This window comes from Tsukamurella spumae (assembly GCF_012396015.1).
GTDB classification, from domain to species: Bacteria; Actinomycetota; Actinomycetes; order Mycobacteriales; family Mycobacteriaceae; genus Tsukamurella; species Tsukamurella spumae.
The window spans coordinates 44,917-64,447 of the sequence record NZ_JAAXOQ010000025.1; the positions used below are offsets into that span (position 1 = coordinate 44,917).

Sequence of the window (19,531 nt, forward strand, 5' to 3'; positions counted from 1 at the left end):
CTAGGAACTGGGTCGAACCCCATGTCTCACTGGACCTCGCGACTCGATCCGTCCGGCACTGCGCCCGCGCTTCCGCGCGGATCGGCGGTCCTGGACGCGGAGGCGGGCCTGGTCGCCGGGGCCGTGGGCGACGGTGCCGTCGCCTGGTCGACCGAGGTCGGGTGGCGGATCGCGGATCGGATCGGGCAGACGCTGCCGCGGGTCGGTGCGGCGCCGGGGCTCCTGGACGTGTTGAGGTCGTCCGCGACCACCACGACCTTGCGCTCGGTGCGCCTGGTCGCGGGGGTCGCAGGTACAGGAGAACTGGACGAAACGGACCTCACCACCGCCGATCAGATCGAGACGGTCCGCGAATTCGCCCGGATCGGCGTCGATCGCAGCGACACCCTGCGTGCGATCCGGGTGGGGTACGCCGTCCTCGCGTCCGCCCTGCTGGACGGCGCCTCGACGCTCGCCCCGGATCCGCGCACGGAGCTGCGCCGCATCTCCGTCCTGCTGTTCGAGCAGATCGACGATTTCACGCGCAACGCCGAGGCGGCGTTCCTGCAGGAGCGGGACCTGTGGGCACGGTCGTCGGCGGCACGACGATTCGAGTTGCTGCGAAGGATGATCGACGGCGAGGTGGTGGATGCGTCCTGGGCACAGGACGTGCTCGGCTACCGGTTCGCCGGGCCCCATCTCGCGATGATCTTCTCCGCGGCCACGGATCACACCCGATCCACCCAGCACTGGGAGCGCCAGTCCCGGGCGATCGCAGCCGCATGGGGCGACCCCGGCGCTGCGCTGACCGTGCCCTCGGGCTCGCGGACGGTGTGGGCGTGGGTCACCCTCCGGGGCCCCGCGGCGCCGGGCTCGGGCCCGCCGGAACCGCCGGACCCGGGCGTCACGGTCACCGTCGGGCAACCGGCCGCGGGGCTCGAGGGCTTCATCGCCGGCCACCGGGATGCCCTTGCGGCGCACCGCGTGCTGCAGCTGCGGGACGCCCGCTCCGACCTGCCGTGCGTCGTGCCGCACGCGGACGTCGATCTGCTCGAGCTGCTGCTCGCCGATCCGGCCGCCGCGCGCCGGTACGCTGCACGACACCTGGGGGCGTTGGGCGTCGATGGTCCGCGGATGACCGAGTTGAGGGGCACGTTGGCCCGGTATCTCGATGCCGACCGCAGCGTCGCGGAGGTGGCGGCGGCGGAGAACATCTCACGGAACACGGTCAGCTATCGCGTGAATCAGGCGTTGGAGGCCGCCGGACACGTGCGCGGTACGCCGAGTACGGCCCTGCGTGTGGCGCTGATCATCCGCGATTGGCTCGGCCCCGCGTGAGTCTAGGCGCCGGTCAGCACCTCGGTGGCGACCGGCTCCCACCGCACCTCACCTGCGGAATCCCGCAGCACGCGCCCGAAGGGCTGATCGCCGAAGTGTGTGCCGAAGGCGTACGTGTCCGGTTCCAGCAGTTCCTCGAGCAGACGGTGCCGCGCCCCGAGCACGGCATCCACGTCGCTGTCCGGGGCGGAGCCCCACTCGGGATGGCTCAGCTGCAGCGGAGCGTGGAAGGCGTCGCCGAAGGCGATCAGCCGGCGGCCGCCGGAGGTCTCGATCACGTACGAGGCGTGCCCCGGCGTGTGTCCGGGCGTGACGATCGCACTGATCCGTCCGGCGAACCGCTGACCGTCGCGGACCCGCTGCACCTTCGGGTGGTGCAGCAGCGGGTCCACGGCGCCCGACGGGTCGGGCATGTCCACCGGCATCAGGCCCTGGGTGATCGGCTCCCATTCCTGTTGTGACAGAACGTAGGTGGCGTTCGGGAAGAACGGAGTGCGAACCCCGTCGCCGGTGTCGATGAACGCCCACCCGACATGGTCGATGTGGATGTGGGTCAGCAGGAAGTGGTCGACGTCCGAGGGCTCGACCGCCAGCCTGGCGAGGTTGGGCGGGAAGGCGCCTCCCTCCAAGGGGCCGTACGGCGAGGTGACGCGCGGCATGGGACCGAGCCCGGCGTCGATCACCACCCGCCTGTCGTCGTAGGTGACGAGCAGGCCCCCGGCCGTCATCGCCACGCTGCCGTCGGCGTCGATGCTCTCGGGGTGGGCGGCCCAGTAGTCCTGCGGCACGCTCGGGAGGAACTTCGCGGCCGCGAGCGCCATCGGGCCGTCCACGACGTAGGTGAAGGTCACGTCGTCCACGTGGAGCCGCCGCATGGCGGACTGGTCGCTGAGTCGTCCTATGGTTTCCGTGGTCATGCGCTCTCCTCGTCTCGGTGAATCCGGCTGTTCATTCATCCTCCACCTCGCGGTATCACCGGCAGAGCACGGTGCCCACCGCCTCGACGAGCACCCGCTCCGCATCGGCCGCCGGTCCGGATGCCCGCCATGCCACGTGGTTGTCGGGGCGCACCAGAATCGCTCCCGTAGCGCCGATCTCGCCGATCTCGGCCCACCGGCCCTCGGCATCGAGCGCGTCGACCCCGAGGCGCACGGGCTCGATCCGGATCCCGTACTCCTGCGCCGCGGTCGACGCTGCCGCGATCCAGGGCCCGGCATCGGACCCCGCGATCAGGGCGAAGGCTCCGTCGCCTCCGACGAGGTCGTGGGTCGAGACGCGGCGCCCGTCGGCGTCGAGCCAGGCGTGCGGCAGCAGGTGGCCGGGGCGGCTGGTCGGGTGGTAGATGTCGCCCGTGGCCGACCGAGGGGCTGGATCGGTGCCGTCCGGCACCACCGAGGCACTCGTGTAGTGGTAGCCCAGTTCCAGGTCGTGGGCTTGGAACTCGAACTTCTGCAGATCGATCGCGTGGCGGGCGCGCTCGCGCCGGGCCTCCCCGAGCAGGCCCTCGCTGAACAGGGCGTGGAAGGCCGCTCGGTTCGCCTCGACGGGAGCGGCCGCCACCAGTCCGATGCCGGCGTCGATGAGGTCGTGGTTGAACGCCATCAGCGCCCAATCGGCCACCTCGGTGGCCACCGGCTTGCGCTCGTGCTCGTAGGTGTCGAGCAGCGCGTCGGTGGCCGTGCCCGCGAGGACCTGGGCCAGCTTCCACGTGAGATTGTGCGCGTCCTGGATCCCGGTGTTGAGCCCGAGGCCCGTGGTGGGCGGTTGTCGGTGTGCCGCGTCGCCGGCGAGGAACATGTCGCCCACCCGCCACTTGTCGGCCACGATGCGGTCGAGGATCCAGTGGCTCACCTTGTGCACCTCGACCTCGAGCTCGGGCAGCCGCAGCAGCTCTCGCAGTCGGGGAATGATCGCCTCCTCGTTGAAGCGCTCCGGATCGTCCGGGCGGAAGGCGAAGTGGATCACCCACTCCTCCGAGTTGCGGCCCCACGTGGGGCCCACCTGGACGAGCGCGCCGGCCTGCCACGAACTCACCCCCTCGGGATTGCTGAACCACGTGATCAGGGTGTTGTCGTCCCAGTACTCGGAGAGGTCGGCGGAGAAGTGAGTACTGACCATGTCGACCATCCCGGTCGGGCCCTCCATCGTCACGCCCGACGCGGGCCCCACCGTCTTACCGCCGTCGGCGACGATGACGTACCGGGCGTGCACCGTGAGCTCGTCCCCGGTGGCTCGGTCGAGAACGTGCACCAGCACCCCGTCGTCCTGCTGTTCCCAGGAGGTCACCTCGTGGCTGTAGCGGATCTTCCCGGGTGCTCGCCGCTCCGCCTCCGCTCGCAGCAGCGGTTCCAGGCGCAGTTGCGGGTAGTTCGTGGCCAGGACGGGGCCGTCGGCCTCGTACCTCGAGCGCAGCGCGCCTCCGCCGAAGGCGTCCAGGCGATGGATCTCCCGGCCGTCCAGCGGACCGTCGCCCCCGAGTGAGGTGACCCAGCGGATCTGACCGAAGTGCTCGAGCGGCGCGCCCACCTCGTAGACCGCGTCCGCGAGGTCGTGCTGGCGGAAGATCTCCATCGTGCGCTGGTTCAGGTAGTGCGCCTTCGGCAGGATCGAGGTTCCTGCGTGGCGTTCCACCAGAAGGTGTTCCACCCCGAGGTCGGAGAGGAACAGTGAGCTCGAGAGGCCGCAACCTCCACCGCCGATGATGAGGACCGGGACTGTGATGGTCGGCATTGATCCGAACCCTTCGTGAGAGGTCTGGGGGAGGCCGCAGCGGCCTGGTTCCGACTCTCATCGCTCCGGACCGCTGACGCCACGGGTCCGAACCCAATAGACTGTGTACACTTTGGGTGCTGGCCCAATTCGCCTCGGCCGTGTCCAGTCGGTGCGTGGCCGCTGCCCGGCCTACGATCCGAGGATGTTGATCGCCACGGCCCCGCAGCGCCGCCTGGGTGTGCCGCACGACGAAGCGAGGCTTCGCATCGGCCCGATCGATCCGGAGATACCGACCTCGTCCCGGCAGTTGTTCATCGAGGGAGATCCGTCATTCGAGTTGTCCTTCTGGTGCGGTACCTGTCCGTTCCTGTTCGAGCGCAAGACCATGGGCTACGACATCTCGGACGAGAGGGAGCCCCTCGGCAAGCTCGAGCGCGGGCTCGACCTGATCGACGACGAGGTCGTGACCGCCTTCTCCAGGCTGCTTCCCGACGGTGCGTACCTCCCGCTCCTGGTGGAGGTCACGCCGGAGCTGGTGGCGCCCTACGACGACCGTGACTACTTCACGCACGTGCAGATCGCGACCTGGGGAATCGACCCGAACTGGGGTCTTCCGCAGAACCCGTTGACCCACTACTACCGGACGTTCGAGACCGAGGTCGGGCCCGACGAGCACCTCTTCGAGTTCGTGGTCCCCATGGTGCAGCCCAGTTGGAACGACGAGAAACGCGTCGAGCACTACGTCGACCTGCTCGCCGGCGGCACGAAGCCCACGGCGGTCGCACTGTCGATCCTCGATCGCCGAGCACCCGCGGTCGCGAGCCCCGAGGCGGATTGGTACGCGCACCGCGCCGTGACCCACTTCCTCCTCGACGGCCATCACAAGTTCGAGGCTGCAGCACGAGTGGGCGCGCCGCTGCGGCTGCTGGCTCTCCTCAGCATCGACGAGAGCCTCGCCGGCGCCGAGGCCGTTGCAGGGCTCCCGGACCTGCTGCGCCGAGCCCCGTCTCAGCGCCGACGAAAGGAATGACCGTGGACCTGTTCACGCGCATCGCCGTGACCGACCTACCGCGGGCGATCGCGTGGGGCGATCAGCTCTTCGGCGATGTCGGGGCCTTCCTCGCCGCGCAAGGCCGTCTTCATCGACCCCGACGGCAACGAGGTCGGCATCGGCGGCGGTGCCGTCTGATCGACTCCCTCTAGGATCGCGGGAAAGCCGCCGAGACCTCCAGGAGAGACCACGATGACCCACTTCCGGGCGCTGATCGCCGACCTCGCCGACGACACGGTGACCACCCGCGTCGAGACCCGCGACCCGGCGCCGCTCGAGCCGGGACAACTTCGTATCGCCGTCGAGTTCTCCGGGGTGAACTTCAAGGACGCCCTGGCCCTGACGCCCGGCGGCGGTGTGGTGCGCCGGTACCCGATCGTCCCCGGCATCGATATCGCCGGCACCGTCCTGGAGTCCACCTCGGACCAATTCGCCGAGGGCGACCGCGTCGTCGCGCACGGTTACGAGATCGGCACCGCCCGCGACGGCGGCTACGCCGAACAGGCGGTCGTCCCTGCCGAGTGGGCCGTCAAGCTGGACGCGTTGAGCACCCGTGAGGCCGCCGCGGTCGGCACCGCGGGCTTCACCGCGGCCCTGAGCGTCGCCGCGATCGTCGACGCCGGGATCACCCCGGGCGACGGCCCCGTCGTGGTCACCGGCGCGACCGGAGGCGTCGGCTCCACCAGCATCGACCTGCTCGCCGGCCTCGGCTACGAGGTCGTGGCCTCGTCGGGCAAGCCCGCCGCAGCGGACCGCCTGCGCGAGCTCGGCGCCGCAGAGATCATCGGCCGGCTCCCGCTCGACCCCGACGCCAAGCCGCGGCCGCTCGGGAAGAGCCGCTGGGCCGCCGCCGTCGACTGCGTCGGCGGGGCCGCGCTCGCCGACGTCATCAGCACCCTCGACTACGGCGGCGTCGTCGCCGCCAGTGGCCTCACGGGCGGCGCCGGCCTCAAGACCACGGTCATGCCCTTCATCCTCCGCGGCGTCACTCTGGCCGGCATCGATTCGGTGTTGCTGCCGATCGAACCCCGCCGCGCCCTGTGGCAGCGGATCGAGACCGACCTGCGGCCGCGGCATCTCGACCTCGTCGCCAACGACATCGGGATCGACGGTGTCGGCGCCGTCGTCGAGGCCCTCCGCGCGGGCGAGTACACGGGCCGCGCCGTCGTCGACCTCGGCCGCGGCTGGTGATGCTCACGCCGCGGCGATGATCTCCCGCATCGCCACGCCGGTCAACGCCCGCCACTGATCGCGCGGCGGTGCCGCGGGCGCCCAGGACCCCGCCAGGTGCGCGAGCGCGACGCCGAGAATCGGGGCATGCGCCGGGAAGGCCTCCCGGGCGCGGCGCGCACCGTCGGCCTTGCTGACGACGGTGCCCGTCATGGTCGTGACCAGCATCCGGGCCGGTCCGGTGAGGCACCAAGCGACCCGGCCCGCGGAAAGGGGACGGGAGCCGCCGGCGACTCGGTCCGCGAGCGGAAGCCAGTAGTCCCGCAGGTTGGCTCGGGTCCAGGCGGCGAGCAGGTCGGGTTCGGGATCGAGGCCCCACGCGGCGACATCGGGGCCGCGGACCGTCACCCCGCCGTGGATGAGCTCCGCCCAGACAACCGGATTCACGTCGAAGGCGCGCCGCGCCTCGAAGATCTCGCCGACGTGGGAGGCGACCGGGTCGATCCGGGTGACCGGGCGGCGCAGGTCCGACGCCCACACGAACGAGGTGTTGACCGTCGCGCTGAACCCGAGCCCGCGCGCGATCCGGCCGGCCACCCGCGGGACTTGGGAGAGGTGCAGCAATCGGAGTCGGCGCATCAGACCGGGCCGCCCGCGCGAGGAATCGTCGAGTACCGCGACCAGATCCAGATCGCTCGCGCCCGGGCGGTACGCGCCGAGTGCCACCGAGCCGCCGAGGGCGGCAGCCGTCACCGAGCCGGGGAGTAGGCGGTCGGCGGCGGTGAGATATCGCCGCACGGCGTCGTCGATCTCCGGATGCGCGTTCGGGTTCACACTGCACGGTACGTGCGATCAGGCAGGCACCGCCGCATCGCGAGAATCAGGTCATGAATCGACCGGAACGATGGCTACGGTGAATCCATGACTGTGAGGCAGATCCAGGTCACCTTCGACTGTGCGGATCCGAAGCGCGTTGCGCTGTTCTGGTGCGAGGTGCTCGGGTACGTCGTGCCGCCGCCCCCGCCGGGGTTCGACGATTGGGACGCCTTCGAGGCGTCGCTGCCACCGGAGGCGCACGGCTCGGCCTTCGCATGTGTCGACCCGAACGGTGCCGGCCCGCGCCTGTTCTTCCAGCGCGTGCCCGAGGGCAAGAGCGTCAAGAACCGCGTCCACCTCGACGTCCGTGTCGGCACGGGAATGGTGGGCGCCGAACGGCTCGCGGCCCTCGAGGCGGAGTGCGCGCGATTGGAGAAGCTCGGTGCGACCCGCCTCTACCTGCAGGAAGCCGACGGCGCGAACGAGTCCTGCCTGACGATGGCCGACGTCGAGGGCAACGAGTTCTGCCTCGACTGACGTGTTCGCCCTGGACGAAGGGGTGGCCGTGGCCCCCTCCGGTGTGGACACTGGAGTCACGTGGGTCCCTACGGCTCGAGGAGTCAAGTCATGGCAGGTAACGACAACCCGTTCGGGTTCGGTCCGGGCGAGTTCGATGACCTCGCGCGCGAGGCCCGGGACATGATCGGCCGGTTCGTGGGCGGAACCGTCGGCCGGGAGGCCTTCTCCGGGCTGTTCGACGATGCCGTCCGCCGCCCGAAGCGCCAACCGGAGACGGCGGGCGAGACCGGCGACGGGGTCTGGGCGATCATCGCCACCGCCGAGGACGGGGGCGCCCGCGTCGAACAGGTCTACGCCACCGAGATCGACGCGCTCCGCTCGAACCAGCACAACACCGATGTCACGCGGAAGGTCCGGTTCCTGCCCTACGGCATCGCGGTGACCGCTCTGGACGACTGACCACCTCGTCGGCCTCACCGGCGCCGGTCGGCCCGACCAGCGCGCGGGTCAGGCGTCGCCGTGCTCGACCAGCCAGTCCAGCAGCGCGGAGGTCTCGCGCCAGTGCTTGCGGATCTGGGGCACCAGCTTCGGCGTGTGGATGATCTCCTCGAAGCCGTAGTCGCGCATCACGCTGAGCGACTTGTGCCGCAGCAGCTCGATCCGCGGATGATCGGCGTCCCAGCCGCGCGGCGAGGTCTTGAGCGTCTCGCCGCCGATCTCCCAGCCCTTGCGGCGCAGCTTCGCGATGGCCTGCTCCAGGGCGGGGCCGTACAGGTCGTTGTCGATCGCCTTCCGGAAGGCGGCCAGGCGGGTGGGGCTCGCCTCGTAGAAGCCGGCGCCGACCCGCACCCCGGGCGCGCCGATCTGCAGGTAGTAGCCGGTCGCGGGTCCGACGCCGATGAACGCGCCCTGATGCGTCTTGTACGGCGTCTTGTCCTTGGAGAACCGGACGTCGCGATAGGGGCGGAAGATCTTCGCGGCGCCGAACTCGTCGGCCAGTTCCTCGGTCAGCGCGGCCATCGGCGCGGCGACGGCGGTCTTGTAGACCTCCTTGTGCGCCTCCCAGAAGACCTTCGAGTTGTCGGCCTCGAGGTCGTCGTAGAAGTCCAGCGCCGCCTCGGGGAATCCGGTGAAACTCATGTTCGCCAGGCTAGCCTTGTGGCATGAAACCCGGTGAAACCGCGCCCGACTTCGAACTCCCCGATCAGGACGGAACCCCGCGGAAGCTGAGCGACCTGCTCGCCGCCGGCCCCGTCGCCCTGTTCTTCTACCCGGCCGCGTTCACGCCGGGCTGCACCAAGGAGGCGTGCCACTTCCGCGACCTCGCCGCCGAGTTCTCGGCCGCCGGCGTCCAGCGCGTGGGCATCAGCCGCGACGCGGTCGCCAAGCAGCAGGACTGGACGGCCAAGCACGGCCTCGACTACCCGCTGCTCTCGGACGTCGACGGTGCGGTCGCCACGGCCTACGGCGTCAAGCGCGACGGCCTGCTCAAGTTGGCCGGGATGCCCACCAAGCGCACCACCTTCGCGATCCGCGCCGACGGCACCGTCGCCGACGTGATCGCCTCCGAGGTCAACATGCAGGCCCACGCCGACCGGGCGCTCGCCGCACTGCGCGGGTGAGCGAGGTCCTGCTTCGCGAGGTCCACGGCCCCGAGGAGTACCCCGCGCTGGTGCGGGTGTGGCGCAGCTCCGTCGACGCCACGCACGATTTCCTCGCCGCCGCGGATCGCGACGCCATCGAGTCACGCCTCGCGAGCGACTACTTCCCGCAGGTCCGGCTCACGGTCGCGGAGGCCGACGGTGCGCCGGTCGGGTTCGCGGGGACCGCGGGGGAGGGCCTTGCGATGCTGTTCGTCCACGCCGACGCGCGTGGACGGGGCGTCGGGCGGGCGCTCCTCGCGCGTGTGATCCGTGAGCAGGGTGTGCGGACCGTCGATGTCAACGAGCAGAACGAGCGGGCCGCCGGCTTCTACGCGCACAGCGGCTTCGTGGTGACGGGCCGCAGCGAGACCGACGGTGACGGGCTGCCGTATCCGCTGCTGCACCTCGCGCTGCCGTAGGACCACGGGTCGTCGGGAGAGCCCGCGTGGGCCGAATCGGCGCGCTACGGTGAGCGGGACGAAGGAGTTCCATGTCCGATGTCTGGCAACTGGTCCACGCGGAGCGCCGCGCGCTGATCGCCTTCCTCGAGGGCGTCGACGACGCGCGATGGGACACCCCGTCCCTGTGCCCGGGCTGGCGCGTGCGGGACGTGGTCGCGCATCAGATCTCGACGGCGAACACCACGAGGCTCGGCTTCGTCAAGGGAATGATCCTCGCGCGCTTCGACTTCGACCGGGACAACCAGAGCGGCGTCGACCGCGAGCTCGGGCCCGCGCCGCAGATGCTCGACCGTTTCCGCGCGCTCGTCGATCGCACCTCGGGCCCGCCCGCGCCACAGGACACGCGCCTCGTCGAGGTCGTGGTGCACGGCGAGGACATCCGTCGTCCGCTCGGCGTCGTCGGCGACTACCCGGCGGTGGCGGTCGAGCGGGCCCTGCGGTTGCAGGCCCGCACCGGGAAGGGCATGGGCGGAGCGAAGGAACACGTCGCCGGTCTGCGGCTGCGCGCCACCGACGCGGACGTCACCATCGGTGATGGCCCGGAGATCACGGGACCGTTGCTGGCCCTGCTCCTGGTGGTGAGCAGACGCACCGTCGCCCTGGGAGAGCTGAGCGGGGAGGGCCGGAACACCCTCGCGGAACGGGTCTCCTGACGCTCAGCGGGGCGGCGTGATCGTGATCCGCGCGTCGATGCGGGTGATCAGGCAGGTGCTGCGGGGAATGCGGAAGTCCTCGTCGGTGGGCGCGTCCACGATGCGCTGCCCGGCGATGCGCACGGGCACGATGAACCGGTAGTTGAGCAGGTCCGCGTCGCCGCCGGGGGCGACGGTGCGCGCGGTGACCTTCGGTGCGTCCATGATCGAGTACTGGAGGTGGCGGTCCAGGTCGCCGCGCAGCTGCTCGCCGGAGAAGCCGGTCTGCAGGCCGTTCTCGAACCGGACGGCGTTGGGGGCGAAGGGCACCGCACCCGCCTTCGTCCGGTCGCCGAGCGCCGTGATGTAGGCGTCGGCGGCCGCCAGCTGGCGTGCGGGGCCGCAGGTCGCGGTGGCGGGCACGGCGGTGGCGGGCGCGGCGATCGTCGCGGCGACGACGGTGGTGATCAGGGCGGGTGCGACGCGGGCGAGGGCGGCCATGCGTTCACAGTAGCCGCGGGACCACGTCAGTCCGCCGTGTACGTCGAAAGGACCTCGCGGACCGCGGCATCGATCTGCGCGTGGTCCACGCCGAGCTCGGCGAGGATCGTGGCGCCCGGGCCCGTGCCCTCGGCGAGCACGCCGAGCAGGACGTGCTCCGTGCCGACGTAGTTGTGGCCCAGACGCAGGGCCTCCCGAAGGACCATCTCGACGGTCTTCTTGCCCGCCGTCGAGAACGGGATGAGCTCGGGCACGTCGGCGTTGTCGGCGACGGGGATCCGTGTCCGCACCGCGGTCTCGGTCACGCCGCGCCCGACGAGCAGTCGCGCCGCGATGCCCTCGGGCTCGCGGAACAGCCCCAGCAGGACGTGGTCGGTGTCGATCACCGGGCTTCCCGCGGCGCGTGCTTCGTCCTGCGCCGCCACCACGACGCTCCGCGCCCGCGGCGTGAACCGCGAGTAGGGCGAGCCGGTCGCGTCGATGAGTGCCGACGGGTCGATGCTCGGCGGCGCCGAGCGCTGCTGCGCGGCCTGCTTCGTCATCCCCATGGACTCGCCGATCGAGGTCCAGGTGGCGCCGCTGCGCCGCGCCTGGTCGACGAAGTGCCCGACGAGGTGGTCGGCGGTCTCGCCGAGGTGCGCCGCGACGGCGACGGCATCGCCGAGGTGGGCGAGCGCATCGCCGTCCGGGTGGAGTGCGTGGACGGTGCGGATGAGGGCGTCGAGGCTGATGGGATCGTTCTCAGGCATGCGTCAAGCATGCGTTGACGAATCGCAGTTGTCAACCGTTGGTTGACGCAGGGTCGGGCGAGGTCACCAGATGACGGCGAGCCCCGCGGCGGTCAGTGACAGCAGGCCGGCGGCGTAGAACATCCCGCGCGGGACGGCCTCGCCGGTGCGCTTCTGCCGCGCGCTGCCCATGCCGAGCAGGCCGCCGACGATCAGCAGGATGGCCAGCTTGATGCCGATCTTCGGGTAGTTCAGCTCGATCCCCGCGGGCCACGGCGCGGCCAGCGCGAGGCCCGTGACGAGCGAGACCAGGAGGCCGTAGTCCATGACCCGGTCGAACCGGAACCGCCCCGTCGCCGCCGAGGCGACCCAGCCGCCGAAGGTCACGGCGAAGCCCACGATGTGGATCAGAACTATTACGTTGCGTAGTACTTCCATGGTGTGAGCGTATCGAACCGGACGAATCGTGCACCTGGTACGGCGATCCGTGGGGTTCCCCTCGTCGGCGGACGGGGCTACGGTCGAGAGATGGCTGCGATCATCATCGTCGGTGCGGGACTGGCGGCCGCGAAAGCGGCCGAGGCGCTGCGGGATCTGGGCCACGACGGCCCGATCACGCTGATCGGCGCCGAATCGCATCTTCCGTACGAGCGACCTCCGCTGTCCAAGGACTACCTCCAGGGAAAGGCCGATCGAGACAGCGTTTTCACCTTCGACGCCGACTGGTACGCGGACCACGATGTCACCGTGCGCGCCGGCGTCCGCGCCACCGCGCTCGACCTGGAGGCGCGCACCGTCGGCCTGGATACCGGCGAGTCGGTGCCCTACGACGACCTGCTCCTGGCCACGGGGTCCCGCGCGCGTCCGCTCGCGGACGCCGACGGCGTGCACTACCTGCGCACGCTCGACGACAGCGATGCGCTGCGCGCGGTCTTCGACAAGGGCGGCCGGCTCGGTGTGGTCGGCGGCGGATGGATCGGGCTGGAAGCCGCGGCGTCCGCACGCGGGGCAGGGCTGGAGGTCACCGTGGTCGAACCCGGCGAGCAGCCGCTGCTCCGGGCGCTCGGACCCGAATTGGGGAAGGTCTTCGCGGACCTGCACCGCGCGCACGGCGTGGATCTGCGGACCGGCGTCGGCGTGCGAAGCGTCGAGCGCGGCGGCCGGGGGTTGGTCCTCGACGACGGCACGACCGTGGAGACGGACGCGGTTCTCGTGGGGATCGGCGCGATCCCGAACACCGAGCTCGCGGAGGCGGCGGGTCTGGCGATGGCGGAGGGCGGAGTGGCCGTCGACGCGGGCCTGCGCACCTCCGACCCGCACGTCTACGCCGTCGGCGACATCGCCGCCGCCGAGAACCCGACGGTGGGCGGTCGCGTGCGGGTGGAGCATTGGGCCAACGCGCTCAACCAGCCCCGCGTCGCCGCCGCGAACCTGCTCGGCGGATCCGAGGTGTACGACCGCCTTCCGTACTTCTACACCGACCAGTACCAGCTCGGCATGGAGTACCTGGGTCTGTCGACCGGTTACGACGAGGTGGTGATCCGCGGCGACCTGGCAGCCCTGGAGTTCGTGGCCTTCTGGCTCGCGGACGGGCGTGTCCTCGCGGGGATGAACGTGAACGTGTGGGATGTGGGCGATGATGTGCGTGCGCTGATCACGTCCCGCCGGGTGGTCGACGTGGCTCGGCTCGCAGATCCCGGCGTTCCGCTCTCGGAGGTCTAGTACGCATGAAGTCCCGGTGGTCGGCGCGGATCGCCGGCACAGTCGCCGCTGCGCTGATAGCGGTCTCGCTCGTGTCCGTTCCGTCGGGTGCGGCACCGTCGGCCTACTGCGGCACCGCGCTCACGCCCGCGGAGAACAAGCGCATCGTCGAACTGTCCGACCCGGCGGCCCTGCCGACGGCGCCGACGCATCCGAGCCTCGACGACCTCACCGCCCGGCAACGGGGCATCGCCGATATCCTTGCGGCGCACCGCGACCGGCGCGGACTCTTCGGCGTCGGGATGGACGGCGTGATCCGCGACGCCGTGGGTCCGACGCAACGCAACGAGGCCGGACTCGACGACCCGCGGTACGCGAAGTCGCTGTCGATCGGTCTGATCAGCCGGTACCTGCGCGCGATTCACGCGCAGTGGACCGGCGGAGCCGTGCCGCAGTGGTGGGGCAACTACTTCCGGCTGGCCGCGCGCTGCGAACTGCCGCCGGGCCGGGTCGCGATGGCGGGCTACAACGCGCACATCACCGTCGATCTGGCCTACACCGTGGAGCAGGCGCACAGCACGCCGGCGAATGCGCGCGACTTCTACCGCATCGTGGACTCGATCGCCAAGAACGGCAACGTGATCCCCGAGCGCAGCAAGCGGATCTACGGCGCCGATCTATGGGGCCTGTGGACCTTCTACTTCTTCGGGCAGGGGCTCGACCGCCTCGTCGGCGCCGGCGTCGCATCCAACCTGATGCTGCGCGCCGCGGACGACGGCTACAACACCCTCACCTTCGCCAACGGGCTCGCCCTGCAGAACCCCGGCGTCCGGCCCGCCACGGAGGGCGCGATCCTCGCACTGTGGCAGACGGGCGAGATCGCCTTCGACGTCCTCTCCGGTCTCGGTGGCCTCGGCACCCCCGTCGCGCCGGCGCCGAACCCGCGGCCCGCCCCGACCCCGGCGCCCCGCCCCGCACCCGCCCCGGTGCTCGCCGCCACCGGTCGCTGATCCGGCGGGTGCGATAGTGCAGGGGTGACCTTCCAAGAACTCGTCGACTACAACGCCTCGCTGCCCTTCAACCGGTGGGCGGGGATCGAGGTGCTCAGCGCGGACCGCGAGGAGGTCGTGCTCCGCCTCGAGCGCCGCGACGACCTCTGCCAGAACCTCGGCGGCCTGCACGCCGCGCTCATCGCGGGCGTTCTCGAGAACGCCTGCGGTTACGCGCTCGCGATGCACTCCGGCGCGGGTGGCCTCGTCACCCAGATGGACACGCAGTTCCTGCGCCCCGCCCAGGGAGAGGCCTTCCTGGCCGTCGGCCGGGTGGTCAAACCCGGCAGTAGGCAGAGCTTCTCGGAGGCCGACTTCTTCGTGGAGGTCGACGGTGCGCGCGGGCCGCGGTTCGCCACCGCCCGCGCGCTCGTCGTCCCGTCCTGACCTCTCAGGAGCGCGGCCGGAACCGGCGCACCGCCCGGTACACGCCGTAGAGCACCAGCAGCACCGCGGCCCACGGCAGCACCGCGCCGACGATCACCAGCAGCCACCGCCCGGCGCCGCGCAGCGCGTCCCAGCCGTCCTGCAGGCCGCCCGTGAACCCGGACCGGTCGGCGGTGACGGTCGGTTTCGCGATGGACACCGTCACCGTCGAGAGGGAGACCCGGTCACCGATCGAGGCGCGCCGCGACTGCAGGGACTCGAGCTCCTGCTGGCGCGACGTGAGTGCCGACTCCGCCGCGATCACCTGGTCGGTGGTCTCGGCCCTCGCGAGGATCGCCGTCAGCCGGTCGACGGAGACCTGGGTGGCGCGGATGCGTGCATCGAGGTCGACGACGGTGCCGGTCACGTCCTCGTGCTCGAGCCGCACGGTGCCGACCTCGCCGAGTCCGCCGATCTTCTCCACCAGGTCGTTCACCTTGTCGCTCGGCACCCGCAGCGTCAGCGTGGCGCGGGCCTTGTCGCCGCCGGTCTCGGTGCGGGCGTCGACCCGACCGCCGAGCCGCTCCGCGGTCGCGGCCAGTTCCCGGGCCGCCGACGCCGGATCGGTGTTCGTCACGTCGACGGTGCCGGTGGTGATCACCTGACGGTCCGTCGGCGCGTTCGCCGGGGTCGACGGTGCGGCCGGACCCGTCGTGGGCGCCGCCCTCGGCGCGGGGGCGATGGCGGCCTGGCCGCCCGTGATGGGTGCGGATTCCGCAGCCCCGCGGCCACCGGTCTGCGGTGCTAAGGCGGAGTACGACGAGGAATGGCTTTCGCTGCTGTGGAATTGGCTCGCGACGACCCCGCCCACGGCCACCACCGCGATCGCGGCGGCCGCGGCGATGCCCAGCGTCCGATGCCTGCGCCGGCTGCGGCGCGCCTGCAGGTCGTCGCCGACCTCGGCCATGACCGCGGCGCGCATGGCGGAGAGCCGGTCGTCGGTGAGGATGTCGTCGGGGGTGATCCGGGTGGTCATGATTGCTCCCTCAGGGTGCTCAGATCGGCGCGCAGGCGGCCGCGCAACCGGGAGACGCGGTTGCGCACGGCGGCGTGGGTCACGCCCACCTCCGCGGCGGCCCGCTCGTAGGTCTGTTCGTCCTCCACACACAGGCGGTAGAGGCGCTGGTCGGTGGGGGACAGGGCACTCACCGCGCCGGCGATGAGCGCGCGGATCTCGGCGGCGAGCACCTCGTCCTCGGGCGAGGGCGCCGCGCCGGGCGGTTCGACGTCGTCGAGCGGCGCGGATCTGTCCCGGACGGCGGAGAGCCGTCTCCCCGCGTTGAGCGCGGCGTACCGCGCGGTGGTCAGCAGCCACGGGAGCACCGACTCGTCGACGATCCGCACCGAGTCGATGCGGCGCCAGAGCGTGAGGAAGGTGTCCTGGGCGACCTCCTGCGCGGCGTCGGCGTCGCGCAGGACGGTGTACGCCTGCCAGTAGACGGGGCGCACGTGGCGGTCGTGGATCGCCGCGAACGCCGAGCCGTCGCCGCCCGCGGCGCGGGCGAGGAGGGTCCGGTCCGCGGACTCGTCGGTTCTCATCGTGGACGTCACACCCCCTCTATGTCGTCGGGGCGGCCGACCGTCTCACCCGGATCCGACGGTGCCGGTCAGAGCGTCAGGTGGATGCCCTCGTCGTCGACGGTGACCGTCACCGAGGTCAGGTCGTCGACCTGCGCGTCGGGGGAGAAGCGGGCCGACTGCGGCCCCACCCCGACCACGCGCATCCCGGCGGCCTTGCCCGCGGCGATGCCGGCCTCCGAGTCCTCGAAGACGATGCACTCGGAGGGATCGATGCCGAGCAGCTGCGCGCCCCGGAGGAAGCCCTCGGGGTCGGGCTTGCTGGCCCGCACGTCCTCGGCGGTCACGCGCACGGCGGGCAGGGGCAGCCCAGCGGCGCCCATCCGCGCCGTCGACAGCGGGACGTCCGCCGAGGTCACCAAGGCGTGCGGGGCACCGTCGAGCGCGGCGAGGAAGGCGGGTGCCCCGGCGACCGGGACGATGCCCTCGGTATCGGCGGTCTCCTGCGCGAGCAGTTCACGGTTCTCCGCGAGGTTCACCTCGACGGGGCGATCGGGCAGCAGTTCCGCCATCGTCGCCTGGCCCTGCCGGCCGTGCGCGACCGCCAGCACCGCCGCGGGATCGAGGCCCTTCGCCCGCGCCCACCGGCTCCAGCACCGTTCCACGACGGCGTGCGAATCCACGAGCGTGCCGTCCATGTCCAGCAGCAGCGCGCGACCGGTGAGCATGCGTGTCCTCCTGAGATGAGCTTGTCGGCACCACGATACGGACCGGTCCGGGAGGCGCGTGCGGATCAGCGGGGGACGACGAGGTCCGGGGTGAGCTCATCGAGGCGGACGGCGCCGGCCAGGCCCATGGCGTGCCGGAGCTCGGCGAGCAGCCCACCCAGGACCGAGCGGACACCGTCGGCGCCGGAGACGGCCAGGCCCCACAGGATCGGCCGTCCCACGAAGACCGCGTCCGCACCCAGGGCGAGGGCGGTCAACGCGTCGAGCCCGTCGCGGACGTCGCCGTCGACGAGCACGGTCGCGTCGGCGCCGACGGTCGCGGCGATCGGCGGCAATGCCTGTGCGGGCGCGACGGTGCGCCCCAGCTGGCGCCCGCCGTGATCGCTCACCCATACCCCGGCCGCGCCCGCGTCGATGCATCGTCGGGCCTCGTCGGCGCGCAGCACGCCCTTGACGAGCACCGGGAGTCCGGTCAGGTCGACGAGCCGGCCGATGTCGTCGAGGACCGCCCCGGCGTCCTGCTCGATCGCCGCCCACGCGTCGGCCCCGGACCGCAGGTGCTGGGCGACGTTGACCAGGGCGAGGTCGTCGCCCAGCGGCGGCAGCCCGCGGCCGCCGGAGCGGCCCACATAGGGGGTGTCTCCGGTGAGCACCAGTGCCGTTGCGCCGGCCGCCGCGGCCCGCTGCACCAGCGCGTCGGTGATGGACCGGTCGCGCATGAGGTAGACCTGCTGCCACCACGGTCCGCCCACCGCGGCGGCGACGTCCTCGATCCGGGCGGTCGCGCGCATGGACAGCACGAACGGGGCGCCGAACTCGGCTGCGGCCCCGGCCGTCGCCGCCTCGCCGCCGGGGTGGACGAGGCGGTGGAAGGCCGTCGGCGCGACGCCGATGGGGGAGCGCCAGTCGCCGAGGACGGTGGTGGTCGTGTCGATCGAGCGGACGTCGCGCAGTACGCGCGGCGCGAGCCGCCAACGCTCCCAAGGAGACTCGCCGGTGCCGGCGCCGCGCATGAGGTACGCCCACACGTCGGGCGCGAGTACCTGCTCGGCCTGCTGCACGAGTTCGATCATTCGGTCGCTCCCTAGGGTTCGTGTGTTCCAGTACACAGTGTTGGCGATCACACTTTAGGTCATCACTTAAAGATTGGCGCCCGTCTCCCGCAACGCGGAGAGTATTGGTCATGACCAACTACCGCGATTTCAAGAGCCTCACCGCCGATCCCACCGCCGGCACCGTCTACGCGCGCCTCGCCGATGTCCACGAGGACGCCGCACTCCCCACCGCCGCCGCCCGTTCCGGATTCTCCGCAGCCGGCATCCGCGCCGCACTGCAGCGCTTCGTGTCGTCCCAGCCCGAGTACACCGGCCCCGCCGCACTTCGCTTCTGATCGATCAGGGGCGGTGGCCGCGCGCGAGCCGCTCACCGTCGGGTGTTCTGCGATAGAGCACCTCGCGCCCGCTCCGGGCCCGGTCGATGAGGCCGTTCTCGTAGAGCACGCGCAGGCTCTGGGACACCGCCGACGGTGAGACCTCCAGGCGCCGAGCCAGTTCGCTGACCGCCACGGGCTCGACGAGTGCGTGCAGCACGTCGGCTTTCGCCCCGCCGATCAGCCGGCGCAACGCCCCGGGCGGCACCACCCGCGTCGATTCCGTGAGAGTCGCGCTGCCGCGGGCCGGGTACCCGACGTGCGGCGCCGCCGTCTCCGGTGAGTAGGCGCTCACGAGGCGGGTGACGAAGACGCTGGGCATCAGCGTCAAACCCCGTCCGGCTGCGGCGAATTCCCCCTCCTCGCCGGCGTAGGCGGTGTCCAGCCGCAGCCGTCCGTCGCGGTCCCACTCGAGTTGCGGCGCGAGTGAGTCGAACAACTGCGTCGGCCCGCCCATCGCGAGTTCCCGCCCGCGGAAGGTGATGTCCGCCTCGAGGATCCGGTTCACCGCCGGCCACACCGGAGCGATCGCCACGCGGTGGTAGCGCTCGAGCGCACCCGCGATCCGGGGCCCCGCGCGCACACCGTCGTCCAGCAGTCGCTTGAGCGGCGGCGACGGTTCGCTCCCCTCCCGGAGCTGCTCCAACTGAACGTGAATCAGCTCGGGATCGGTCGTTGCGATCGCCGACAGGCCGTCGTCGAGCGAGGGGCGCGTGACCCCCGGTCTCGGAAGCGGGGTCAGGAAGTCCGGGATCGCCGGACCCGGCGCGATCAGCGCGCTGATCAGCCGGTGGTCGTAGCGATCGCGTTGCGCCTGTGCGTTGTCCTGCCACCGCTGCAGATGCGCCGGAGTGCTGATCGTCCCGTTCAGGTGGAACAGGCTGAGCGCCGTCTCGGTCATCGGAGCGAGCACGAAGCGCACGTCCGACAGGTCGCGGATGTCGAGAACGTAGGTCAGCATGAGACGGCCAGTGTAAGTCGCGCACCTCCCGCCCGATGCTGTCTAATGGGAAGTACTAGGTCAGTCGACATCAGTTCGGCAGACTTGGTATCGGTAGCCGCTGCTGGGTGAGCACTCAACCTGACCGGGCGTGTTCTGGAGCCCTTTGTTAAGACCGTGCCCTCAGCGG

At 71.4% G+C, this 19,531-nt stretch carries 24 protein-coding genes; 12 read left to right on the forward strand and 12 right to left on the reverse strand.

The annotated features are described in order from the left end of the window. Positions 1-21: 21 nt before the first annotated feature. Entirely contained in the window at positions 22-1,317 is a 1,296-nt protein-coding gene (locus tag HF999_RS17030) for an RsbRD N-terminal domain-containing protein (protein WP_168547036.1), read from the forward strand. A gap of 2 nt (positions 1,318-1,319) precedes the next feature. Here HF999_RS17030 and HF999_RS17035 read toward each other — a convergent pair whose 3' ends face one another. Then, a complete protein-coding gene (locus tag HF999_RS17035; protein ID WP_168547037.1) occupies positions 1,320-2,234 on the reverse strand; it encodes an MBL fold metallo-hydrolase in 915 nt (304 codons plus the stop codon). A gap of 55 nt (positions 2,235-2,289) precedes the next feature. Next, on the reverse strand, positions 2,290-4,047 hold the full coding sequence (locus tag HF999_RS17040; RefSeq protein WP_168547038.1) for an FAD-dependent monooxygenase: 1,758 nt from the start codon (positions 4,045-4,047) through the stop codon (positions 2,290-2,292). Between the two features lie 184 nt (positions 4,048-4,231). Between HF999_RS17040 and HF999_RS17045 the strand changes: the two genes are divergently transcribed. Both HF999_RS17045 and HF999_RS17050 read left to right on the forward strand, forming a co-directional pair. Beyond that, the gene (locus HF999_RS17045; RefSeq protein WP_168547039.1) at positions 4,232-5,059 is read left to right on the forward strand and encodes a hypothetical protein; all 828 of its coding nucleotides are present in this window, start codon (positions 4,232-4,234) and stop codon (positions 5,057-5,059) included. A gap of 213 nt (positions 5,060-5,272) precedes the next feature. After that, entirely contained in the window at positions 5,273-6,271 is a 999-nt protein-coding gene (locus HF999_RS17050) for an acrylyl-CoA reductase family protein (protein WP_168547040.1), read from the forward strand. Positions 6,272-6,274: 3 nt separating this feature from the next. Here the strand turns inward: HF999_RS17050 and HF999_RS17055 are convergent, their stop codons facing one another. Next, a complete protein-coding gene (locus HF999_RS17055) occupies positions 6,275-7,084 on the reverse strand; it encodes a nucleotidyltransferase domain-containing protein (protein WP_168547041.1) in 810 nt (269 codons plus the stop codon). 87 nt (positions 7,085-7,171) lie between these two features. Here HF999_RS17055 and HF999_RS17060 point away from each other — a divergent pair, with 87 nt between their 5' ends. Next, a complete protein-coding gene (locus HF999_RS17060) occupies positions 7,172-7,603 on the forward strand; it encodes a VOC family protein (RefSeq protein WP_168547042.1) in 432 nt (143 codons plus the stop codon). Positions 7,604-7,693: 90 nt separating this feature from the next. After that, the gene (locus HF999_RS17065; protein WP_168547043.1) at positions 7,694-8,044 is read left to right on the forward strand and encodes an Rv0313 family protein; all 351 of its coding nucleotides are present in this window, start codon (positions 7,694-7,696) and stop codon (positions 8,042-8,044) included. A 48-nt stretch (positions 8,045-8,092) separates the two neighbouring features. Here HF999_RS17065 and HF999_RS17070 read toward each other — a convergent pair whose 3' ends face one another. Then, on the reverse strand, positions 8,093-8,725 hold the full coding sequence (locus HF999_RS17070) for a DUF2461 domain-containing protein (RefSeq protein WP_168547044.1): 633 nt from the start codon (positions 8,723-8,725) through the stop codon (positions 8,093-8,095). A 23-nt stretch (positions 8,726-8,748) separates the two neighbouring features. Between HF999_RS17070 and HF999_RS17075 the strand changes: the two genes are divergently transcribed. The 3 genes from HF999_RS17075 (at position 8,749) to HF999_RS17085 (ending at position 10,342) form a co-directional block, all read left to right on the forward strand. Further along, entirely contained in the window at positions 8,749-9,207 is a 459-nt protein-coding gene (locus HF999_RS17075; RefSeq protein ID WP_168547045.1) for a peroxiredoxin, read from the forward strand. Beyond that, complete coding sequence (locus HF999_RS17080) at positions 9,204-9,647, forward strand: acetyltransferase (RefSeq protein ID WP_312854179.1); 444 nt, start codon at positions 9,204-9,206, stop codon at positions 9,645-9,647. The genes HF999_RS17075 and HF999_RS17080 overlap by 4 nt, the downstream gene beginning before the upstream one ends. A gap of 71 nt (positions 9,648-9,718) precedes the next feature. Beyond that, positions 9,719-10,342, forward strand: a complete 624-nt coding sequence (locus tag HF999_RS17085; RefSeq protein WP_168547046.1) for a maleylpyruvate isomerase family mycothiol-dependent enzyme — start codon at positions 9,719-9,721, stop codon at positions 10,340-10,342. A 3-nt stretch (positions 10,343-10,345) separates the two neighbouring features. Here the strand turns inward: HF999_RS17085 and HF999_RS17090 are convergent, their stop codons facing one another. The 3 genes from HF999_RS17090 to HF999_RS17100 form a co-directional block, all read right to left on the reverse strand. Continuing rightward, entirely contained in the window at positions 10,346-10,822 is a 477-nt protein-coding gene (locus HF999_RS17090; protein ID WP_168547047.1) for a DUF8021 domain-containing protein, read from the reverse strand. Positions 10,823-10,848: 26 nt separating this feature from the next. Beyond that, positions 10,849-11,571 (reverse strand): Clp protease N-terminal domain-containing protein, encoded by a 723-nt coding sequence (locus HF999_RS17095; protein WP_168547048.1) that lies wholly within the window; start codon positions 11,569-11,571, stop codon positions 10,849-10,851. Positions 11,572-11,634: 63 nt separating this feature from the next. Next, positions 11,635-11,988, reverse strand: a complete 354-nt coding sequence (locus HF999_RS17100) for a Fe-S protein (RefSeq protein WP_168547049.1) — start codon at positions 11,986-11,988, stop codon at positions 11,635-11,637. A gap of 90 nt (positions 11,989-12,078) precedes the next feature. Here HF999_RS17100 and HF999_RS17105 point away from each other — a divergent pair, with 90 nt between their 5' ends. From HF999_RS17105 to HF999_RS23070, 3 genes are read left to right on the forward strand one after another with little or no spacing between them, the layout of a single operon-like run. Beyond that, the gene (locus HF999_RS17105; protein WP_168547050.1) at positions 12,079-13,272 is read left to right on the forward strand and encodes an NAD(P)/FAD-dependent oxidoreductase; all 1,194 of its coding nucleotides are present in this window, start codon (positions 12,079-12,081) and stop codon (positions 13,270-13,272) included. A gap of 5 nt (positions 13,273-13,277) precedes the next feature. After that, on the forward strand, positions 13,278-14,261 hold the full coding sequence (locus tag HF999_RS17110; RefSeq protein WP_168547051.1) for a DUF5995 family protein: 984 nt from the start codon (positions 13,278-13,280) through the stop codon (positions 14,259-14,261). 24 nt (positions 14,262-14,285) lie between these two features. Then, the gene (locus HF999_RS23070; protein WP_168547052.1) at positions 14,286-14,687 is read left to right on the forward strand and encodes a PaaI family thioesterase; all 402 of its coding nucleotides are present in this window, start codon (positions 14,286-14,288) and stop codon (positions 14,685-14,687) included. Between the two features lie 4 nt (positions 14,688-14,691). Here HF999_RS23070 and HF999_RS17120 read toward each other — a convergent pair whose 3' ends face one another. The 4 genes from HF999_RS17120 to HF999_RS17135 form a co-directional block, all read right to left on the reverse strand. Next, on the reverse strand, positions 14,692-15,702 hold the full coding sequence (locus tag HF999_RS17120) for a DUF4349 domain-containing protein (RefSeq protein ID WP_168547053.1): 1,011 nt from the start codon (positions 15,700-15,702) through the stop codon (positions 14,692-14,694). Then, a complete protein-coding gene (locus HF999_RS17125) occupies positions 15,699-16,265 on the reverse strand; it encodes an RNA polymerase sigma factor (RefSeq protein ID WP_168547054.1) in 567 nt (188 codons plus the stop codon). The genes HF999_RS17120 and HF999_RS17125 overlap by 4 nt, the downstream gene beginning before the upstream one ends. A gap of 68 nt (positions 16,266-16,333) precedes the next feature. After that, positions 16,334-16,972 (reverse strand): HAD-IA family hydrolase, encoded by a 639-nt coding sequence (locus HF999_RS17130; RefSeq protein ID WP_168547055.1) that lies wholly within the window; start codon positions 16,970-16,972, stop codon positions 16,334-16,336. A 65-nt stretch (positions 16,973-17,037) separates the two neighbouring features. Then, positions 17,038-18,045, reverse strand: a complete 1,008-nt coding sequence (locus tag HF999_RS17135; protein ID WP_168547056.1) for an alpha-hydroxy acid oxidase — start codon at positions 18,043-18,045, stop codon at positions 17,038-17,040. 110 nt (positions 18,046-18,155) lie between these two features. On the opposite strand from HF999_RS17135, the gene HF999_RS17140 reads away from it, so the two are divergent. Next, a complete protein-coding gene (locus HF999_RS17140) occupies positions 18,156-18,362 on the forward strand; it encodes a hypothetical protein (RefSeq protein ID WP_168547057.1) in 207 nt (68 codons plus the stop codon). 4 nt (positions 18,363-18,366) lie between these two features. Here HF999_RS17140 and HF999_RS17145 read toward each other — a convergent pair whose 3' ends face one another. After that, positions 18,367-19,362 carry an ArsR/SmtB family transcription factor gene (locus HF999_RS17145; RefSeq protein WP_168547058.1) on the reverse strand — a complete coding sequence of 332 codons (996 nt, stop codon included), beginning with the start codon at positions 19,360-19,362 and terminating at the stop codon, positions 18,367-18,369. Between the last annotated feature and the right edge of the window lie 169 nt (positions 19,363-19,531).